16 protein-coding genes and 1 pseudogene are annotated in these 16333 nt (G+C 67.9%); 8 read left to right on the forward strand and 9 right to left on the reverse strand.

All coding sequences use genetic code 11. From position 1 onward, the window contains the following. Position 1: 1 nt before the first annotated feature. Together AC07NF_RS05035 and AC07NF_RS05040 are read right to left on the reverse strand one after the other, a co-directional pair. A complete protein-coding gene (locus tag AC07NF_RS05035) occupies positions 2-2251 on the reverse strand; it encodes a TonB-dependent receptor (RefSeq protein ID WP_494628461.1) in 2250 nt (749 codons plus the stop codon). 129 nt (positions 2252-2380) lie between these two features. Then, on the reverse strand, positions 2381-3565 hold the full coding sequence (locus tag AC07NF_RS05040; protein ID WP_494628459.1) for a TetR/AcrR family transcriptional regulator: 1185 nt from the start codon (positions 3563-3565) through the stop codon (positions 2381-2383). 150 nt (positions 3566-3715) lie between these two features. On the opposite strand from AC07NF_RS05040, the gene AC07NF_RS05045 reads away from it, so the two are divergent. Next, a complete protein-coding gene (locus AC07NF_RS05045) occupies positions 3716-4885 on the forward strand; it encodes an Sb-PDE family phosphodiesterase (RefSeq protein ID WP_494628457.1) in 1170 nt (389 codons plus the stop codon). Here the strand turns inward: AC07NF_RS05045 and AC07NF_RS05050 are convergent, their stop codons facing one another. Further along, positions 4886-5428, reverse strand: coding sequence for a TetR/AcrR family transcriptional regulator (locus AC07NF_RS05050; RefSeq protein WP_494628455.1), 543 nt, complete (start codon positions 5426-5428; stop codon positions 4886-4888). A 190-nt stretch (positions 5429-5618) separates the two neighbouring features. Between AC07NF_RS05050 and AC07NF_RS05055 the strand changes: the two genes are divergently transcribed. The 4 genes from AC07NF_RS05055 (at position 5619) to AC07NF_RS05070 (ending at position 8654) form a co-directional block, all read left to right on the forward strand. After that, positions 5619-6359, forward strand: coding sequence for an SDR family NAD(P)-dependent oxidoreductase (locus AC07NF_RS05055; RefSeq protein ID WP_494628453.1), 741 nt, complete (start codon positions 5619-5621; stop codon positions 6357-6359). Positions 6360-6520: 161 nt separating this feature from the next. Then, positions 6521-6706 carry a DUF3008 family protein gene (locus AC07NF_RS05060; protein ID WP_492809847.1) on the forward strand — a complete coding sequence of 62 codons (186 nt, stop codon included), beginning with the start codon at positions 6521-6523 and terminating at the stop codon, positions 6704-6706. 218 nt (positions 6707-6924) lie between these two features. Next, positions 6925-7359 carry a DUF2231 domain-containing protein gene (locus AC07NF_RS05065; RefSeq protein WP_494628450.1) on the forward strand — a complete coding sequence of 145 codons (435 nt, stop codon included), beginning with the start codon at positions 6925-6927 and terminating at the stop codon, positions 7357-7359. After that, positions 7356-8654: a PQQ-dependent sugar dehydrogenase gene (locus tag AC07NF_RS05070; RefSeq protein ID WP_494628448.1), complete on the forward strand. Its 1299-nt coding sequence runs from the start codon at positions 7356-7358 to the stop codon at positions 8652-8654. Before AC07NF_RS05065 ends, AC07NF_RS05070 begins: the two co-directional genes overlap by 4 nt. Position 8655: 1 nt before the next feature. Here AC07NF_RS05070 and AC07NF_RS05075 read toward each other — a convergent pair whose 3' ends face one another. From AC07NF_RS05075 to AC07NF_RS05090, 4 genes are read right to left on the reverse strand one after another with little or no spacing between them, the layout of a single operon-like run. Then, the gene (locus AC07NF_RS05075) at positions 8656-8955 is read right to left on the reverse strand and encodes a hypothetical protein (RefSeq protein ID WP_494628445.1); all 300 of its coding nucleotides are present in this window, start codon (positions 8953-8955) and stop codon (positions 8656-8658) included. Further along, positions 8952-11480, reverse strand: coding sequence for a cbb3-type cytochrome c oxidase subunit I (locus AC07NF_RS05080; protein ID WP_494628443.1), 2529 nt, complete (start codon positions 11478-11480; stop codon positions 8952-8954). The genes AC07NF_RS05075 and AC07NF_RS05080 overlap by 4 nt, the downstream gene beginning before the upstream one ends. Beyond that, the gene (gene coxB, locus AC07NF_RS05085) at positions 11477-12433 is read right to left on the reverse strand and encodes a cytochrome c oxidase subunit II (protein ID WP_494628442.1); all 957 of its coding nucleotides are present in this window, start codon (positions 12431-12433) and stop codon (positions 11477-11479) included. The genes AC07NF_RS05080 and coxB overlap by 4 nt, the downstream gene beginning before the upstream one ends. Next, a complete protein-coding gene (locus AC07NF_RS05090; RefSeq protein WP_494628440.1) occupies positions 12423-12770 on the reverse strand; it encodes a c-type cytochrome in 348 nt (115 codons plus the stop codon). Before AC07NF_RS05090 ends, coxB begins: the two co-directional genes overlap by 11 nt. Before the next feature lie 230 nt (positions 12771-13000). On the opposite strand from AC07NF_RS05090, the pseudogene AC07NF_RS05095 reads away from it, so the two are divergent. Beyond that, positions 13001-13444 (forward strand): annotated as a pseudogene (locus AC07NF_RS05095) (c-type cytochrome); the annotation flags it as partial. Positions 13445-13469: 25 nt separating this feature from the next. Here AC07NF_RS05095 and AC07NF_RS05100 read toward each other — a convergent pair. Together AC07NF_RS05100 and AC07NF_RS05105 are read right to left on the reverse strand one after the other, a co-directional pair. Next, positions 13470-14180: a cytochrome b gene (locus AC07NF_RS05100; RefSeq protein ID WP_492809861.1), complete on the reverse strand. Its 711-nt coding sequence runs from the start codon at positions 14178-14180 to the stop codon at positions 13470-13472. Continuing rightward, complete coding sequence (locus AC07NF_RS05105) at positions 14177-14899, reverse strand: cytochrome c oxidase assembly protein (RefSeq protein ID WP_494628438.1); 723 nt, start codon at positions 14897-14899, stop codon at positions 14177-14179. The genes AC07NF_RS05100 and AC07NF_RS05105 overlap by 4 nt, the downstream gene beginning before the upstream one ends. Positions 14900-15016: 117 nt before the next feature. On the opposite strand from AC07NF_RS05105, the gene AC07NF_RS05110 reads away from it, so the two are divergent. Beyond that, positions 15017-15832, forward strand: coding sequence for a TIGR02587 family membrane protein (locus AC07NF_RS05110; RefSeq protein ID WP_492809864.1), 816 nt, complete (start codon positions 15017-15019; stop codon positions 15830-15832). After that, complete coding sequence (locus AC07NF_RS05115; protein ID WP_494628437.1) at positions 15832-16272, forward strand: hypothetical protein; 441 nt, start codon at positions 15832-15834, stop codon at positions 16270-16272. Before AC07NF_RS05110 ends, AC07NF_RS05115 begins: the two co-directional genes overlap by 1 nt. The last annotated feature ends 61 nt before the right edge of the window (positions 16273-16333 follow it).

Raw genomic sequence — 16333 nt, forward strand, 5'->3', positions numbered from 1 at the left:
ACTAGAAGGCGTACTTGGCGAAGACCCCGACCGTGCGGTGCGCCTCGCGCGAGACGCGGTGGGTCAGGCTCATGGTGCTGTACTGCTCGAAGGCGGTGGAGAAGTACTTGTCCAGCAGGTTGCGGCCGTAGAGGCCGACCTCGACGCCGCCGGTCTCCGGCGTGACGCTGATGCGGCCGTTGGCGATGCCGTAGCCGGGGAGCTCGGTATTGGCGGCCTGGCCGACCGCGCTCCAGGTGCGGGTCTTGTAGGCGTAGTCCAGGCTGGCCTTCAGGCGATAGTCGCCGATCTGGCGGTCGTAGTTGGCGCTGAACGAACCCTGCCACTTGGGCGCGTTGGTCAGGCTGGTGCCCTTGTAGTTGGTCGTGGCGTTGTAGCGGAAGTCGGTGAACATCGCGTTGGCATAGGTCACGCCGCCGCTCAGGGTCAGGCCTTCCGTCGCGCGCCAGGCGAAGGTGGTCTCGAAGCCTCGGCTGCGCAGGCCGCCGGCGTTGCCGGTGGCGATCACCGCCACCGGATTGCCCGGCACGAAGGTCAGCAGCGAGGTCTGGAAGTCGGTGAATTCCGAGTTGAACACGCTGGCATTCAGGCGCACCCGGCGGTCGAAGAGCTCGGACTTGACGCCGGCCTCGATGCTTTTGACCGTTTCGTCCTTGTACGGCGAATAGTTGTTGCCGACGAACGCCGTACCGCCGGGCTTGTAGCCGGTGGCGTACGAGACATAGGCCATGACGTCGCTGTTCAGCCGGTACTGGGCGGCCAGGCGATACGAGAAGTTGTCGCCCTTGACCTGCCCGTAGGGCTGGGTGGGCGCCTTGCCGCTGGGCGTGAAGGTCAGGGGCAGGCCCAGCGCCTTCATCGGGTCGATGTAGAAGAAGGTCTCGGTCTGGCTGTTGTCGTTCTTGGTGTAGCGGGCGCCGGCCGACAGGCTGAGCTTGTCCGAGACGTTGAACTTCAGCTGGCCGAAGGCGGCCTCGGTAATGTTGGTGGTGCGGAAGCGCTGGGCGTTGCCCGGATCGCCGGCCACGCCGGTGGTGGTGGTGATGTTGGTCAGGGGCAACGGCGCGCCGAAGGTGGCCCACTGGGCCTGCGTCGCATCTTGGCTGAGGCGGTTGTAGTAGAGGCCGGCCAGATATTCGAAGAACCCGCCGGTGGGCGAGGCCCAGCGCAGTTCCTGGCTGAACTTCCAGGTCTTCACCGTGCCCTGGTTGAACGGCACGAAAGCCCACTTGTCGACCGGGGTGAAGTCGCCGGGGCCCGCGCCGAACGAACGGGTGTCGCGATACGAGCTGACCGAGGTCAGGGTGTCGCGGCCGATCTGGAACTGGCCCTTCAGCGTCTGGCCCCAGCTGGTGTTCTTCAGCTCGCCCATCTTGCTGTCGGCGTTGCTGTCGTTCTTCAGGCTGGGCGTCACGCCGTTGATGATCTGCAGATTCGTGAAGAAGGCCGAGCCGCCGCCGACCGTGGTGCGGTTGTTGTTGTCCCAGTGGCGGGCGTAGTCCGTGGCGTAGATCAGCTCGATCCGGTCGTTGGGCGCGAACAGCAACCGGGCCCGATAGCCATGCTCCTTATAGGCGTTCAGCGACTGGTTCAGCGTGGTGTAGCGGCCATAGCCCTCCTGGCCCTGGGCGAAGCCCGAGACGCGCAGGGCGATCTTGTCGCCGATCGGGATGTTGACCGTCAGGTTCGCGGTCCGGTCGGCGCGATCGCCATAGGCCGCGTCGCCCTTGACCGAGAACTGGCCCAGGACCGGCTTGACGGTGGTGATGGCGATGACGCCCGAAGTGGCGTTCTTGCCGAACAGCGTGCCCTGCGGGCCCATCAGCACATCGACTTGCTGGATGTCGGTCAGGCCGATCAGGCCGTTGTCGCGCTGGGCGTCCATCACGACGTCATCGACCACCAGGCTGACCGACTTCTCATTGGAGAAGTCCCACGAGCTGCTGCCGACGCCGCGGATGTTGAAGGCAGTGCCGTTGGTGGTCTCGAACTGCACGCCCGGGACCAGATAGGGCAGGTCGGTGATCGAGCGGAAGTTGGACTGCTCCAGCTTCTGGGCGCTGACCGAGGTGATCGAGATCGGCACGTCCTGCAGACGCTCGGCGCGGCGCTGAGCGGTGACGACGATCGGCTCCAGCGCGGTGTCGCTGGCGGCGGCTGTGGTGTCGGCTGCGAACGCTTGTACGGCCGAGGCGCCGCTCAGGGCGGCGCTGGCGAGCAGCAGGGCGCGAAGGTGTTTGGGTGCGAGCATTGGAAATATCCCCGAAAATTCGAACTCGAGGGAGGCAATATCAGCGCTCGATGACGGTTGCGTAACGGATGTACGAGAATCTTGGCGCGAATTTCGGTCTATTGATAACGGATGTACGAATTGAGCCCGTTACCGCGACGCCAGGGCCGCCTCACGCATGCGCTCGGCCAGGTCAAAGCCGAAGCCGCCGCCGGCGGTCGGCTCCAGAAGACCGTCCAGCGTGAACCAGCCCATGGCGGTCAGGGACAGCGCCTGGCACGCCACCACGTCGAACACCCGCTCGCCGTACTGTCGCTCGTAGTAGAAGACGGAGCTTTCGCCGCGCTGACGGCGCAGGTCCGCCGCGACCGGCTTGAGGCTGGGCATGCGCCCGGCGGCCAGCGCCAGGGCCAGGGTCGCGCGGCTGCTCTGAACGGCGGTCAGGTTGAAATCCGGCGGCGCGTCGGAGGCCGTGGCGCCCGTCGCACGGCGAACCTTGGACACGATGTCGTCCAGGCCGGCCCGCAGCAGGTCCTCCTGCCGGGGGAAGTGATAGGCCAGGGTCGAGTTGGCCAGGCCGGCGCGGGCGGCAATGGCCCGGTGCGTCACCGCATCAGCGCCCTCGGCGATGATCAGCGCCGAGATGTGCCCTGCGGCCTTGACCTGCCAGTCGGACATCGGCGGCGTGGCGGGCTCGTCGCCATGAAGATCGTCCAGCGCGGCGCGGAAGGTCGCGTAGGCCCGCAGGTCCTGACGCCCGTCGACAGGGATCAGGCCGCGGCACAGTCGGCGCAGGTTCAGGCGGCGCAGCCAGCGATAGGCGGTCACGTCCTCCAGCACCAGGCTGTAGGCGGCGTCGCCGATGCTGAAGCCGTGCAGGATCTCGGCAAGCTCCGGCGTAGGCAGGTATTCGGTGGCCGCGCGCCAGAAGGCCAGGCGCCGCGCCGACCAGGCGGCGACCGTCTCGACGATCTCGGGACGCGAGGCGGCTGCCTGCAGCAGTTCGCAATAGAAGCGTGTGCGTCCGGCCTCGGGCCCGGCCAGGTCGGACAGTACCGCCTCGACGACCTCGGCCATCAGCGCGCCGTCGCGCACCTCCAGCGCCCGGATTCGCGCCAGCCAGCCGTCGAGGAAAGCGCCGTCCTCGGCGATGGCGACCTCGACCAGGGCGGCGACCATTTCGTCCTTGCTGCCGAAGCGGCGGATCAGGGCTGGCGCGGTCGTGCCCAGCTGCTCGGCCAGTGGCCGCAGGCTGAGGCCCTTCAAGCCGTCGGCGGCGACCAGCGGCAGGGCGGCTCGGAGATAGGGCTGCAGGTCGGTGATCTTCGTGTTCATTCTGGCGCTCGGTCGTCGTCGGCGTATCGCACATTAGTTTCTGTGTGGATAATTTCCACCGAAGATGCGGGGGATAATTCCCGTACATCTGTATTGAGATTGTCACGTGTCGTCGCTAGAGGTCGCGCCGACTCAACTGGACGACCCATCATGCTGAAAGCGTCTCTCGCCGCCACCGTCGCCGTCTTCGCTCTGCTGGCAGGCCAGCCCGGCGTCGCCCAGACCGCTCCGGAGCGGACCTGGACGCGCGCCAACGACACGCGCCGCATCGATTTCCCGGTCACGGCCAAGGGCGAGGCGGTGCTGGCGGTCGACACCCACACCCACACCCTGTTCAGCGACGGCGTCGTCTGGCCGACCTTCCGCCTGTGGGAGGCCGAGCAGGATCATCTGGCCGCCTACGCCGTCACCGACCACCTCGAGGCGCACCCCTACGCGCCGGACATCGTCACCGACGACCACAACCGGCCCTATGCGATCGCCGTCAAGGAAGCGGCCCGCATCAGCTCCAAGGTCCTGCCGATCCCCGGTGTCGAGATCACGCGCGGCGTGCCATGGGGGCACTTCAACGCCTTGTTCATGAAGGACGTCAACGCTCTGACTGTTGACGCAACCATGTCCAAGGATCCGACCGAGATCCTGAAGGTCGCGCGCGGCCAGGGCGCGGTGATCATCTGGAACCATCCGTGGGTCCTGCCCGGCCTGGACCCCGCGGTGGCCGAACCGATGCCGGCCGAGCAGCGCGGCCTGCTGAAGGCGGGTCTGTTCGACGCCGTCGAGATCGCCAACAGCTCGCAGTATTCGGCGGCCGCTTTCGACATGGCGCTGAAGCACGGTCTGGCCGTGGTCGGCGCATCCGACGTCCACGGCGCGATCGACGCCGACATGCAGATCCCCGAGGGCCAACACCGCACCACGACCCTGGTGCTCGCCAAGGATGGCTCAGCCGAGGCCATCCGCGCGGCGATGCTGCAGAAGCGCACCGCGGCCCTCTACCGCCAGACGCTTTATGGGCGCGAACAGGAGCTGGCCGAGATCGTCGGCGCGGCGCTGCGGATGACGGGCAAGGCGCGGGCTCAGAGCTTCCTGACCAAGGACATGGTCCAGGTCGAGCTCCACAACGACGCCTTCATGCCGCTCCAGCTGCGTCTGACCTCCGCCAGTCCGCTGACCGGCGCGCGCGTGCTGACCGTGCCGGCCCATAGCAAGGTCGTGATCCAGTTCGCCAATGTCCCCGACATCACCGCGTTCACCCTGGAGGCCGAGGTGCTGAACGCCTTCGTCGATCCGCAACGGAACCTCAGGGTGGTGCTGAGATAGCTAACGCGCGGCGAAGCTCTGCATCGCGACCTGCGCCACGGCTTCCAGTTCGGCCCGCGTCGCTCCATCCCGCGCCAGGATCGACATCCCGCTCTGGACCGTCTGAACGAAGCGGGCGAGAGCGTGGACGTCGGTTCCGGCCGGAAGCTCGCCTTCCTCCACACCTTGCTCCAGTCGCGCCTTCAGCCGCTCCAAACTGCCGAGGCGCGCCGCGCGGACCACTTCGCCCAGGTCGGCGTGGCCTTCGTCGCCGACCATGGACAAGGTCACCATGCAGCCCCGGGGCATGTCGCACAGCGAACCGGTCAATGAGGCGGCAGAGTCCAGCAGCCACGCCGCCACCGCCTCGCGCGCCGTTGCGCCGGCCCTAAACCCACCCCAGCCCATCTCGTCATAGGTCTGGCGATAATGGTCCAGGGCTGCGCCATACAGCGCTTCCTTCGAGCCGAAAGCCGCATAGAGGCTAGGCGCGCCGATCCCCATCGCCGCGGTCAGGTCGGAGATGGACGTGGCTTCGTAACCCCTCTCCCAGAACAGCCGCATCGCCTGAGCCAGCGCTGCGTCGCGGTCGAAGGCGCGCGGGCGACCGCGTCCGCGCCCTGGGGAGCTGGGGCCGTTTTCCGGACGTTGTCCTGAATTTTGCATCGATCGTTAGATAAGTCCCTTGAACCGACCCGGCAACCTCCCCAGTTATTTCTGTATCGACCACTCTAGAAATGGACTTCGAACCGACATGACGAATCTGGCTGGCAAGCGCGCTCTGGTGACAGGCGCTTCCCGCGGCATCGGGGCCGCAATCGCCCTGGAACTGGCCGAACAGGGCGCGGACGTCGCCATCACCTACGAGCGCGCCGCGGACAAGGCCGCGGAGGTCGTGGGGGCCATCGAGGCCAAGGGCCGCAAAGCCGTCGCCATCCAGGCCGACAGCGCCGACGTGGCGGCGGTGAAACGGTCGGTGGAAGAGGCGGCCGCTGCGCTCGGCGGCCTCGACATCCTGGTCAACAACGCCGCCATCGCCCGCTATGCTCCGTTCGCCGAGATCAGCCAGGAGGACGTCGACGCCCTGCTGGCAGTGAACGTACGCTCGCCGATCTTCGCGGCCCAGGCGGCTATTCCACACCTGAAAGCCGGTGGCCGCGTCATCACCATCGGCTCGGCGGGCGCCGACCGCATCGTGGGCGACCCCGGCGCGGCCTACTACATGACCAAGTCGGCGCTGCAGTCGTTCAACCGGGGCCTTGCCCGTGAACTTGGTCCGCGCGACATCACCGTCAACCTGGTGCAGCCGGGCTCGACCGACACCGACATGAACCCGTCCGATGGCGAGTCCTCTGACTTTCAGCGTTCGCTGATCCCGCTTGGCCGCTATGGCAAACCTGAGGATGTGGCCGCCGCGGTGGCGTTCCTGGCGTCACCTGCCGCCCGTCAGATCACCGGGACGATCCTGAACGTCGACGGCGGCGCGCTGACCTAAACTCAGGTCGCAGGGGGTGTTTTCGCGCCCCCTGCGAACCTTAGCCAGCCACCGCCTGACTTGGCCAAGGTCAACGCCTTGATCGCGCTTGTGCGCTAAAAGCAAACTCGTGACACAGAACCGGTGATGGCGCGTTGAGTGGTGAAAGCAGGAGGTTCGTCATGCCCGCCAAGTCCGCCGCCCAGCAAAAAGCCGCCGGCGCCGCGCTTTCCGCCAAGCGCGGGGAAACGCCCAAGAGCAAACTCAAGGGCGCGTCCAGGTCGATGTTGTCGATGAGCGAAAAGCAGCTCGAGGACTTCGCTCACACCCAGCGCAAGGGCAAGCCCGAGCATGCCCGCGACCGTTGAGGTCGGGGCGTCTCCTTGCGATGCTGCTTGGCTACAAGCGCGGCTGATTGAGGCGTGGTCCATCGATCAACCGCCGCGGACGTTCCCGCGCCGTCGAGCGCGGGTTGTTCAGGCGTGAAGCCCGACGATGGGCGGGGCTGTGACTTGCGCGTGAAACCTATTGCGCGCCCAGGGATTGCTCAGCTAGCGCCACAGGCGGCGCGCGTGCGGAGTCTTCCATGCCTACGTCCAGAGGGATCGGCGCCACACCTCTCCATCCGCTACACGCCATCCTGTTGGCGTTTCCGCTGGCGCTGTTTTCGTCGGGATTGGCGTCCGACATCGCCTATCTGAAGAGCGCCCTTGTCCAGTGGTCGAACTTCTCGGCCTGGCTGATCGCCGGCGGCTGCTTCTTCGGCGGGTTGGTGCTGGCCTGGGCGATCGTAGTCGCCGTGTTCCCCGGCCGCACCACGCGGGCTCGGGCCCTGGCCTATCTGGTCGCCGTGGCCGTGATGTTCATCGCCGGCCTGATCAACGCCTTCCAGCACAGCCATGACGGCTGGAGCGCGGTCGGTTCGATCGGCCTGACGCTATCGATCGTCTCGACCCTGGCGGCCTTGGTGGCCGCCGTCATCGGCTATTCCAGCCAACGCATCGAGGGGATCGTCCGATGAGCGCTCGCTGGTTCCTGCTCGCCACGGCGGCGATTACCCTGACGGCCTGCGGTCGCAGCGATCCGGGCCTCGACCAGACCGGCGCTGGCAAGCCGCCGCTGCCCGACCAGCAGCAGACCCTGCTGCCGCCGATGAAGATCGCCAAGCCGGCCGGCTGGGACAATGCGACCCCGACCGCGCCCAAGGGCTTTGTGGTCACGGCCCTGGCCACCGACCTGAAGATCCCGCGTCAGATGCTGGTGCTGCCTAATGGCGACATCCTGGTGGCCGAGGGCTCGGGCGGCGCGCAGGCGCCTAAGGTCCGCCCCAAGGACATCATCGCCGGCTATATCAAGGCCCAGGGCAAGACCAAGGTGAAGGGCGGCAACCGCGTCACCCTGCTGCGCGACGCCGACGGCGACGGCCGGGCCGAGGTCAAGGAGACGCTGATCGAGGGTCTGAACGCGCCGTACGGCCTGGCCTTCGTCGACGGCCAGCTCTACGTCGCCAACCAGGACGCCCTGCTGCGTTTCCCGTTCCAGCCGGGCCAGACCAAGATCACCGAGAAGGGCGTCGAGGTCACCAAGCTGCCCTCGCGGATCAACCACCACTGGACCAAGTCGCTGGTCGCCAGCGCCGACGGGAGCAAGCTCTATGTCGGCATCGGCTCCAACAGCAATGTCGGCGAGCGCGGCCTGGACGTTGAGGAAGAGCGGGCCGTGGTCTGGGAGATCGACCGCCTGACCGGCGCGCGCCGCACCATCGCCCATGGCATCCGCAACCCTACCGCCCTGGCCATCGAGCCGACCAACAACGCCCTTTGGGCGGTGGTCAACGAGCGTGACGAGCTGGGTCCGCAACTGGTGCCCGACTATCTGACCGCCGTGCGTGACGGGGCCTTCTACGGTTGGCCCTACAGCTATTGGGGCCAGAACGTCGATCCGCGCGTCCATCCGCAAAAGCCGGACATGGTCGCCAAGGCGATCGTGCCCGACTACGCCCTGGGCTCGCACGTGGCGGCGCTGGGCGTCAGCTTCGCGCGCGACGGGGGCTTTGGCGGCGACTTCCGCGAAGGGGTGTTCGTTGGCGAGCACGGCAGTTGGAACCGCCAGGACCTGTCCGGCTACAAGGTCGTCTGGATCCCGTTCGCGGGCGGGCGTCCCAACGGCAAGCCCGTCGATTTCGTCACCGGATTCCTGGACGGGCAGAAAGCGCGTGGGCGTCCCGTCGGTGTGGCCTTCGATCCGGCCAAGCGCATCTTGCTGATCGCCGATGACCTCTCCAACACCGTCTGGCGCGTCGCGCCGGCGAAGTAAGCTAGCTCAGCCAGGCCGGCGCCGATTGCCAGACGATCGCGACGCCGGCCATAGCCGCGCCCAGGGCGGCGATGTGGTGGCGGAAGGCGCTGCCGGCCTCCGCCACACGCGACTTCCGGAATGCCGCGAGCCCTAGGAAACCCACTGCCATGAGGCAGACCAGGGTCGCCAGGCCATGGACGACCATCAGGCTCGTTGGCGAGGCCGCGCCGATCGCCTCCAGGCTGGGCAAGGCGTAGACGATCGCGAAGTGGGTCAACCATACCACGAGACCCGCCAGCAGGGTGCGCCAGGCGCTCATGCCGCCGCCGCCAACAGCCGCGGCACGCCCAGGGTGACCAGGCCCTGAGCCGCCACATAGGCGTGGAACAGGCCGACCAGCTGTACGGTCGCTGGTCGATCGGGACCGACATAGCCGAATAGCCAGCGCAGCACGACATAGACGGCCATGATCGCGCCGACGGCGATAAAGAAGCCCTGCCAGGCCTGCATGGCGTGGACGATCGCGCCTTGGGCGCTGAGATCAGGCGACAGGCCCGTGCCTTGCCAGGCCTTCAAATCCAGGGCCCAGGCCGCGGCGGCCAACACGCCGGCGGCGACGGTGAAGAGGACGGTGAGGCGAGGGCGTCTTGGTAAGACGCGGCTGGCCAGCCAGGCGCACAGGACGGCCGCCAAGTTCATCCCCGCGACGGTCAGGGTCTCGACCCCGATCGGCGCGTTCCACGGCGCCTGCGCGCGGCTCCACAGGAAGACGTACGAAAAGACGCTCATCGCCAGCACCATGCCAGCCACCACCAGGGTGATGACCATGGCCCACCAGCCGGTGCTGGAGGGGCCGCTGGCGTAGGTCTTCAGCATCAGGCCCGCGCCGACATCGACCTCCTTCTGGGGGAGGGGATGGTCGAGGAACCAGCACCAGCGGATCACGCAATAGGTGGCCAGCACGCCGCTGACGACGCTGGCGGCATAGGCTTGCACGGTCAGCAGCAGGAAGAAGCCCGCCGTGAACACGGCCGCCCAGACGTGCCAGCCCGACGGTTTGGGCATCGGCAGCAGATGCTGGGGCTCGGCCTCGACGGGGCTGGTCACCAAGGTCTCGCGCCCGCCGGTCGGGGCGCCGGGCAGGAAGTAGCGGCCGGCCTCGACGTCTCGGGCGAGGTTTTTCTGGTCCCATAGCGGATAGAGCGAGCTGACCACCGGGATGCTGCGGACTGAATAGAGCTCGGCCGGCAACCACTCCAGGCCGGGACCGTCATAGACGTTGCCGGCGTCGCTTCCGAACGGCCGGAAGTTGCGGACCATGTCGATGATCCAGATCAGCACTCCGACCGCGAACATGAAGGCGCCGACCGTGGAGATCATGTTCGGCAGCTCCAGGTCGCGGCCGGGGGCGTAGGTCCACACGCGCCGCGGCATGCCCATCAGGCCCGACAGGTGCATGGGCAGGAAGGCCAGGTGCATGCCGGCGAACATCAGGCCGAAGGTCCAGCGACCTAGGCGTTCGCTGAGCGGCCGGCTGGAGACCATCGGCGTCCAGTAGTAGATTGCCGCGAATAGCGGAAAGACCATGCCGCCGATCAGCACGTAGTGCAGGTGGGCGACGATGAAATAGGTGTCGTGGGCCTGCCAGTCGAACGGCACCATGGCCGCCATCACCCCGGTCAGCCCGCCCATCACGAAGATCAGCAGCGAGCCCAGCACGAACAGGCCTGGGGTGTTGAACCGCATCTTGCCGCTGGCCACGGTGGCGATCCAGGCGAAGACCTGCACGCCGGCCGGCAAGCTTACGGCCATGGACGCGGCCGAGAACACGCCGACCGAGGTCCCCGGCAGGCCGGTGGTGAACATGTGGTGGGCCCAGACGCCAAAGCTGATGAAGCCCGTGGCCAGGAAGGCCAAAACGACCATCCAGTGTCCGACCAGCGGCGTGCGCGCCACCGCCGGGATCATGGTCGACATCGCGCCCGCCGCCGGCAAGAAGATGATGTAGACTTCCGGGTGGCCGAAGAACCAGAAGAGGTGTTGCCACAGCATCGGGTCCCCGCCGCGCGTGGCGTCGAAGAACGGCCAGTTCAGCGCTCGTTCCAGCTCCAGCAGCGTTGTCGCCAGGATCACCGACGGGAAGGCGATGATGATCATGCCGGCGAAGACCAACATGGCCCAGGCGAAGATCGGCAGCTTGTCCAAGCTCATGCCCGGCGCGCGGGTCTTTAAGACCCCGACGATGATCTCGATGGCGCCGGCGATGGCCGAGATCTCGATGAAGCCGATACCCAGCAGCCAGAAGTCGGCGTTGATCCCCGGCGAATAGGTCGTCGAGGTCAGCGGCGGGTACATGAACCAGCCGCCGTTCGGGGCTAGCCCGAAGAACAGCGAGCAGAAGAACGCCAGCCCGCCGATCAGATAGGCCCAGAAAGCGTAGGCCGACAGGCGCGGGAAGGGCAGGTCGCGCGCGCCCAGCATCTGGGGAAGCAGCAGGACGCCCAGCGCCTCAACCGCCGGCACGGCGAACAGGAACATCATCACCGTGCCGTGCATAGTGAAGATCTGGTTGTAGGTTTCCTGCGCCAGCACGCCCTGCAGCGGCAGGGCCAGCTGAGTGCGCATCAACAGCGCCAAGACCCCCGCCAGCACGAAGAACAGCATGGCCGCGCCGACATAGTAGACGCCGATGAAGTTGTTGTTGATCGCGGTGATCCACTGCCAGCCCTTGGGGGCGCACCAGATCTCCTTGAGCTGCTCGACCTCGCCCTTGGGCCGACGGCCCTTGGTGGGGAAACGGTCGTAGATCGATCGGTCGAAGCCGGTCTCCGAGCCCTCGGTCACTTCAGGCTCTCCAGATAGGCCGAGACGGCTCGCAGGTCCTGGCCGCTCAATACCGGATAGGCCGGCATGCGGTTGCCGGGCTTGATGGCCTGGCTGTCGGCGATCCAACCGCCCATGGTCCCGGCGTTGTTGGGCAGGATGCCTGCGCCCAGGGTGCGGCGCGAGCCGACATGGGTCAGGTCCGGTCCGGCGACGCCGTTGGCGCTGGTCCCCCGGATCGTATGGCAGGCGCCGCAGCCGCTCTTGTCGAACACCGCCGCGCCGGCCGCTTGTTGCGGCAGGGCGGGCTGCTCGGCGCGGGCGCGCCAGCGGGCGTAGTCCTCGGGGGCATGGGCCACGACGACGAAGGCCATCAGGGCGTGGGCCCCGCCGCAGTACTCAGCGCACTGGCCGCTGTAGGTTCCCGGGCTATCGGCCTGGATCCGCAGGACATTCCGGCGGCCGGGGATCATGTCCAGCTTGCCGGCCAGGCGCGGCACCCAGAAGCTGTGGATCACGTCGGTCGACTCCAGCTCCAAGGCGATGGTCCGGCCGACGGGGACGTGGATCTCGTTGGCGTCCTGGAAGACCTCGCGGCCGGCGGCGTCGAGATAGGCCACCCGCCACCACCACATCTCGCCGGTTACCCGCACGCGCAGGTCGCCCGGCTGCGGGCGTTCTGAAAGCTTGTTGGTCAGCGACAGGCCCCAGACCAGCAGCACGCTCAGCACGACGACCGGAAAGCCCAGGCCCGCGATCCAGATCAGCTTCTCACCGCCCAGGCGCTGGCGCCAAGGACGCGGGGCGAACAGGGCGATAGCCAGGGCGACCAGCACCACGATCATGACCAGGGCGGCCATGGCCAGGAGGCCCCAGGTCAGGGTGTTCAGCGGTGCGGCGAACGGCCCGGCCGGGTCCAGCACCGGCGGCGGCCAGCCCTTGAAGCTCTCGTCGGCCAGCGGCTTATTCGTCATGGAGCGCATAGAGATAGGCCGCGACATCGCGGGCTTGGGCCTCGGCCAGGCCCGAGGCGGGCATGGCGGTGTCGGGCGACAGGGACGGCGGATCACGCAGCCAGCGCACCAGGACGTCCGGCTGATTGGGATGACGGCCGGCGATCAAGGCGCGGTCGGCGAAACCCGCGAGAGAACCTCCGACCCGACCACGCGGCCAGGCCACGCCGGGGACCTGGTGACAGGCGCCGCAGCCGTGGCTTTCGATCAAGGCGCGGCCACGGTCCGGATCGGCGCCGGCGATGGCGCGACCGGCCGGCTTCTCGGCGCAGGCCGCCAGGCTCGCCAAGCCGATCATCGCCCCGATCACATTTGGACTGGCCGTTCTCGATCCGCTGGTCACGCCATCCCCACGGTTACTTCGCAGGCTGAACCCGCCGGTGCGGCCAAGGTTCCGACGGAACCGGGCCAAGCGCCGCTGGTTAAGCCGCTGTGCGCCGCCTCCTGATCCTCCTCGCCCTGACCGCCTGTGACCGGACCGAGAGCCGCACCGACGCGGCGCTCAGCGCCACCGGCCGTACGATCGCCATGAGCGGTGGGGCTGGCGGGGCCGAGAAGGCCTGCTTCAGCTGCCATGGCCTGGAGGGCGCCGGCGATGGGGTCTCCACACCCCGGCTGGCGGGCCTGGAGGCGGGATACCTGCAGAAGCAGATGGAGGACTACGCCTCGGGCTTGCGTGCTGATCCCGTGATGACGCCGGTCGCCAAGGCTCTGGATGACGACGCGCGCCGGGCGGTGGTCGCCTACTACGCCGCGTTGCCGACGCGATCGGGCGGGGAGGGCGGGCCGCCGCCCGTGCTCTGGAGCCAAGGCGATCCATCGCGCGGCCTCCAGCCCTGCGCGGCCTGTCACGGCGACCAGGCGCAGGGCGTCGGGTTCGGCGGCCCCGCTTTGGCCGGTCAGCCTGAGGCCTATACCCGCGAGCAGCTGGAGCGCTGGCGTCTGGCCAAGCGGCGCAACGACCCGCGCGGGGCGATGGGCGACATCGCCCGCAAGCTCACGTCCGCCGAGGTCGACGCCCTAGCGGCCTGGTCGCGGCGGCAACCCGCTTCTCCAAGGCCAGCCAGCGACGCCGCCACCGCGTCCGACGCTGCGGAAGCTGCGGCACGATCGGCAGCATCCCATGCAGGACGTCGTCTCGATCGATGAGGTGGCGCTTGAGCGCCGCCCCGGCGTGGATCGGGATCAGCGCGACCAGACTGACCACGAAGCCCCAGTGCAGCCACTCGGCGGCCGCCTCGATCGCCCAGAGGGTCGGATTTGTGAGCTCGCCCAGCGGCATCAGTGGCCAGGGAATGAACCCCAGCAGGGTAAGCTCCGTCTCGCGCGCCGTGGCCGAGACCATCGCCCAGCCGCTCAGTGGCAGGCCCAGCAGGCAGGTGTAGAAGACGTAGTGGGTGACGTGGGCCGCCGTGCTCTCCCAGCCCGGCTTGTCGGCGTCGTTGATCGTGTCCGGCGCGAACAATCGCCAGCCCAGCCGGCCCAGGGCCAGGACCAGCATCAGGATCCCGACCGCGTAGTGGACCTCGTATGCGGACGCCATCGTCGCCCCGGCGGGCGCGCGGCCCATCCAGAAACCCCAGCCCAGTTGAAAGAAGGCCAGGCCCGCCATGGTCCAGTGGAAGACGATGGCCACCGGCGAATAGCGGCCTTCGTCGGCATGGCCGGCAGCCCATTCGAAGATGTTCTCGATCAGCCGGTCGATCATGCGGCCGCCAGACGGGGGCGCAGCACCCCAGCCAGGATCGACAGGGCAGACGCGAGGTAGACCCCCGCCGCTGGGATCCACATGATCAGACCCGCGATCTGCTGGTCCTCCAGCGGCGTGAGGCCCCAGGCGGCGGTGGTGAGGGCGTGCGGCGCATAGAGGGCGCGCGGGGCGAAGGTCAGGATCGCGCCCAGCAGGCCCATCAGCACCGTGGTCGCCAGCAGGGCCGCCACGGCGCCGGCCGGCCGGACCGCGCGGACGGCGCGCCAGGCGCTCGCGGCGGTGGCCAGCAGACTGGCCTGCATCAGGGCGTAGGCCAGGTCGCTCGACATCGCCCGGCCATAGGCGGCCGGCGCATGCCAGGCCCAGAACGCCACGACGAAGGCGGTGGTCCAGGCCACCAGGTGCGGTGGTCGCGCAGGGCGGGGCAGCGCCCAGGCGATCAACGGCGCGGCGACCGTGACCAGCAGGACGTGATGGACGGTGCGCGCGGCAAAGAGCGCCGAGCTCAGCGCGCACAGCGGCGAGACGAAGGCGACGACCAGCACCAGCACGGCTGCGATGGCCAGCTTGCGGTTCTCCGACATCGCCAGCAGCAGCCCGCCCAACGCCGTCAGGAGCACCAGCGCCACGGGATCAAGGTTCCAGCGCGACCACAGCTCGGCCGGTACGGGACCTGCACCGCAATAGGGCGACCAGAGGCGATCGGCGATGGACATGCGGCGGCGGCTCCCCGGTAGCGCTCTGTCTGCAAATCCTCGGGCGGCGGCGACGTTCCCGGAACCGGTGGTCAAGCCTGACCGTTGGCAGGGCGAACGGCAGGGAGCCAGACGCCTTTGGACGCCAACGCTGCGTACGGCCGCGCCTTAAGCCGCGCCTTCGGCGGCGCGTTGCTGTTTTCGTTCCCGCTGCTGATGACCATGGAGATGTGGTCGCTGGGCATGGCGGTCGAACGTTGGCGACTGCTCGTGTTTCTGGTGCTGGCCGTACCGATGCTGATCGGCCTGTCCTACTACGCCGGCTTTGAGCCGACCTTCCGCCTGAAGGACGAGGTGCTCGACGCCTTGGCGGCCTTTGGTGTCGGCTTTGTGCTGTCGGCGGCGCTGCTGGCCCTGTTTGGCGTGCTGAGCGTGGAGGAAAGCCGCGTTCAGAGCGCCTTGGGCAAGGTCTCGCTGTGCGCCGTGCCGGCGGCGGTCGGCGCTCTGCTGGCCGGCAAGCAACTGGGCGAACGCGGCCCCGGCGCGCGTGAGAAGGCCGACGCCGGACCCTTGGGTGAGCTGTTCCTGATGGCGGTCGGCGCAGCCTTCCTGGCCTTCAATGTCGCCCCCACCGAGGAGATGATCGTGATCGCCTATCAGATGGGACCCTGGGCGACCCTCGTCCTGATGGCGATCTCCGTCGGGCTGCTGCACCTCTTCGTCTATCAATTGGGCTTTCCTGGAGAGAGCAGGCGGCGCGAGGTTGGTGGCTTTGCGCGAACCTTTGTGGCCTTCACCGCGCCCGGCTATGGCGTGGCGTTGCTGATGAGCCTCTATCTGCTCTGGACATTCGGGCGCACCGATGGCGTGGCCCTTCACGAGATCGCCACCATGACCATCGTCCTGGGCTTTCCCGCCGCGATCGGCGCGGCCACCGCGCGGCTGGTGGTCTGATGGCCAGGACCCGCGCCGCGCGCCGCGACACCCCGCCAACGCCCCGCAAGACGCCGTCCAAGCGCGCGCCGGCCAATGATATCCCTCCACTGGAATGGGTCGCCGCCGGGATCGGCCTCGTGCTGGCCGGGACGGCGATGGGCTTGACCGCCTGGGATGCGATGTTCGGGGTCAAGGGACCGCCGGCGATTGAAGTGCGCCTCACGCAGGTCACCCAAACCGCCCATGGCTACGTCGCCGAGATCGAGGCCTTCAATCACGGCGGAACGCCCGCGGCGCAGGTCGAGATCGAGGGAATGAGCGTCTCAGGCGAGCCGGCCGGCGTGACGATCGACTACATTCCCGAACGCTCGCGCGCCAAGGGTGGGTTGATCTTCGAACAGGATCCGCGCGGCGGAGCGCTCAAGCTGCGCGCCAAGGGGTTCGCGGACGCCTCCTGACGCACGCCATTGCGACGTTGAGCGGTGCGACATATCCATGCTTGTATGGCCGTTCTTCAGC

The organism is Caulobacter sp. GW821-FHT10A06 (genome assembly GCF_059415805.1).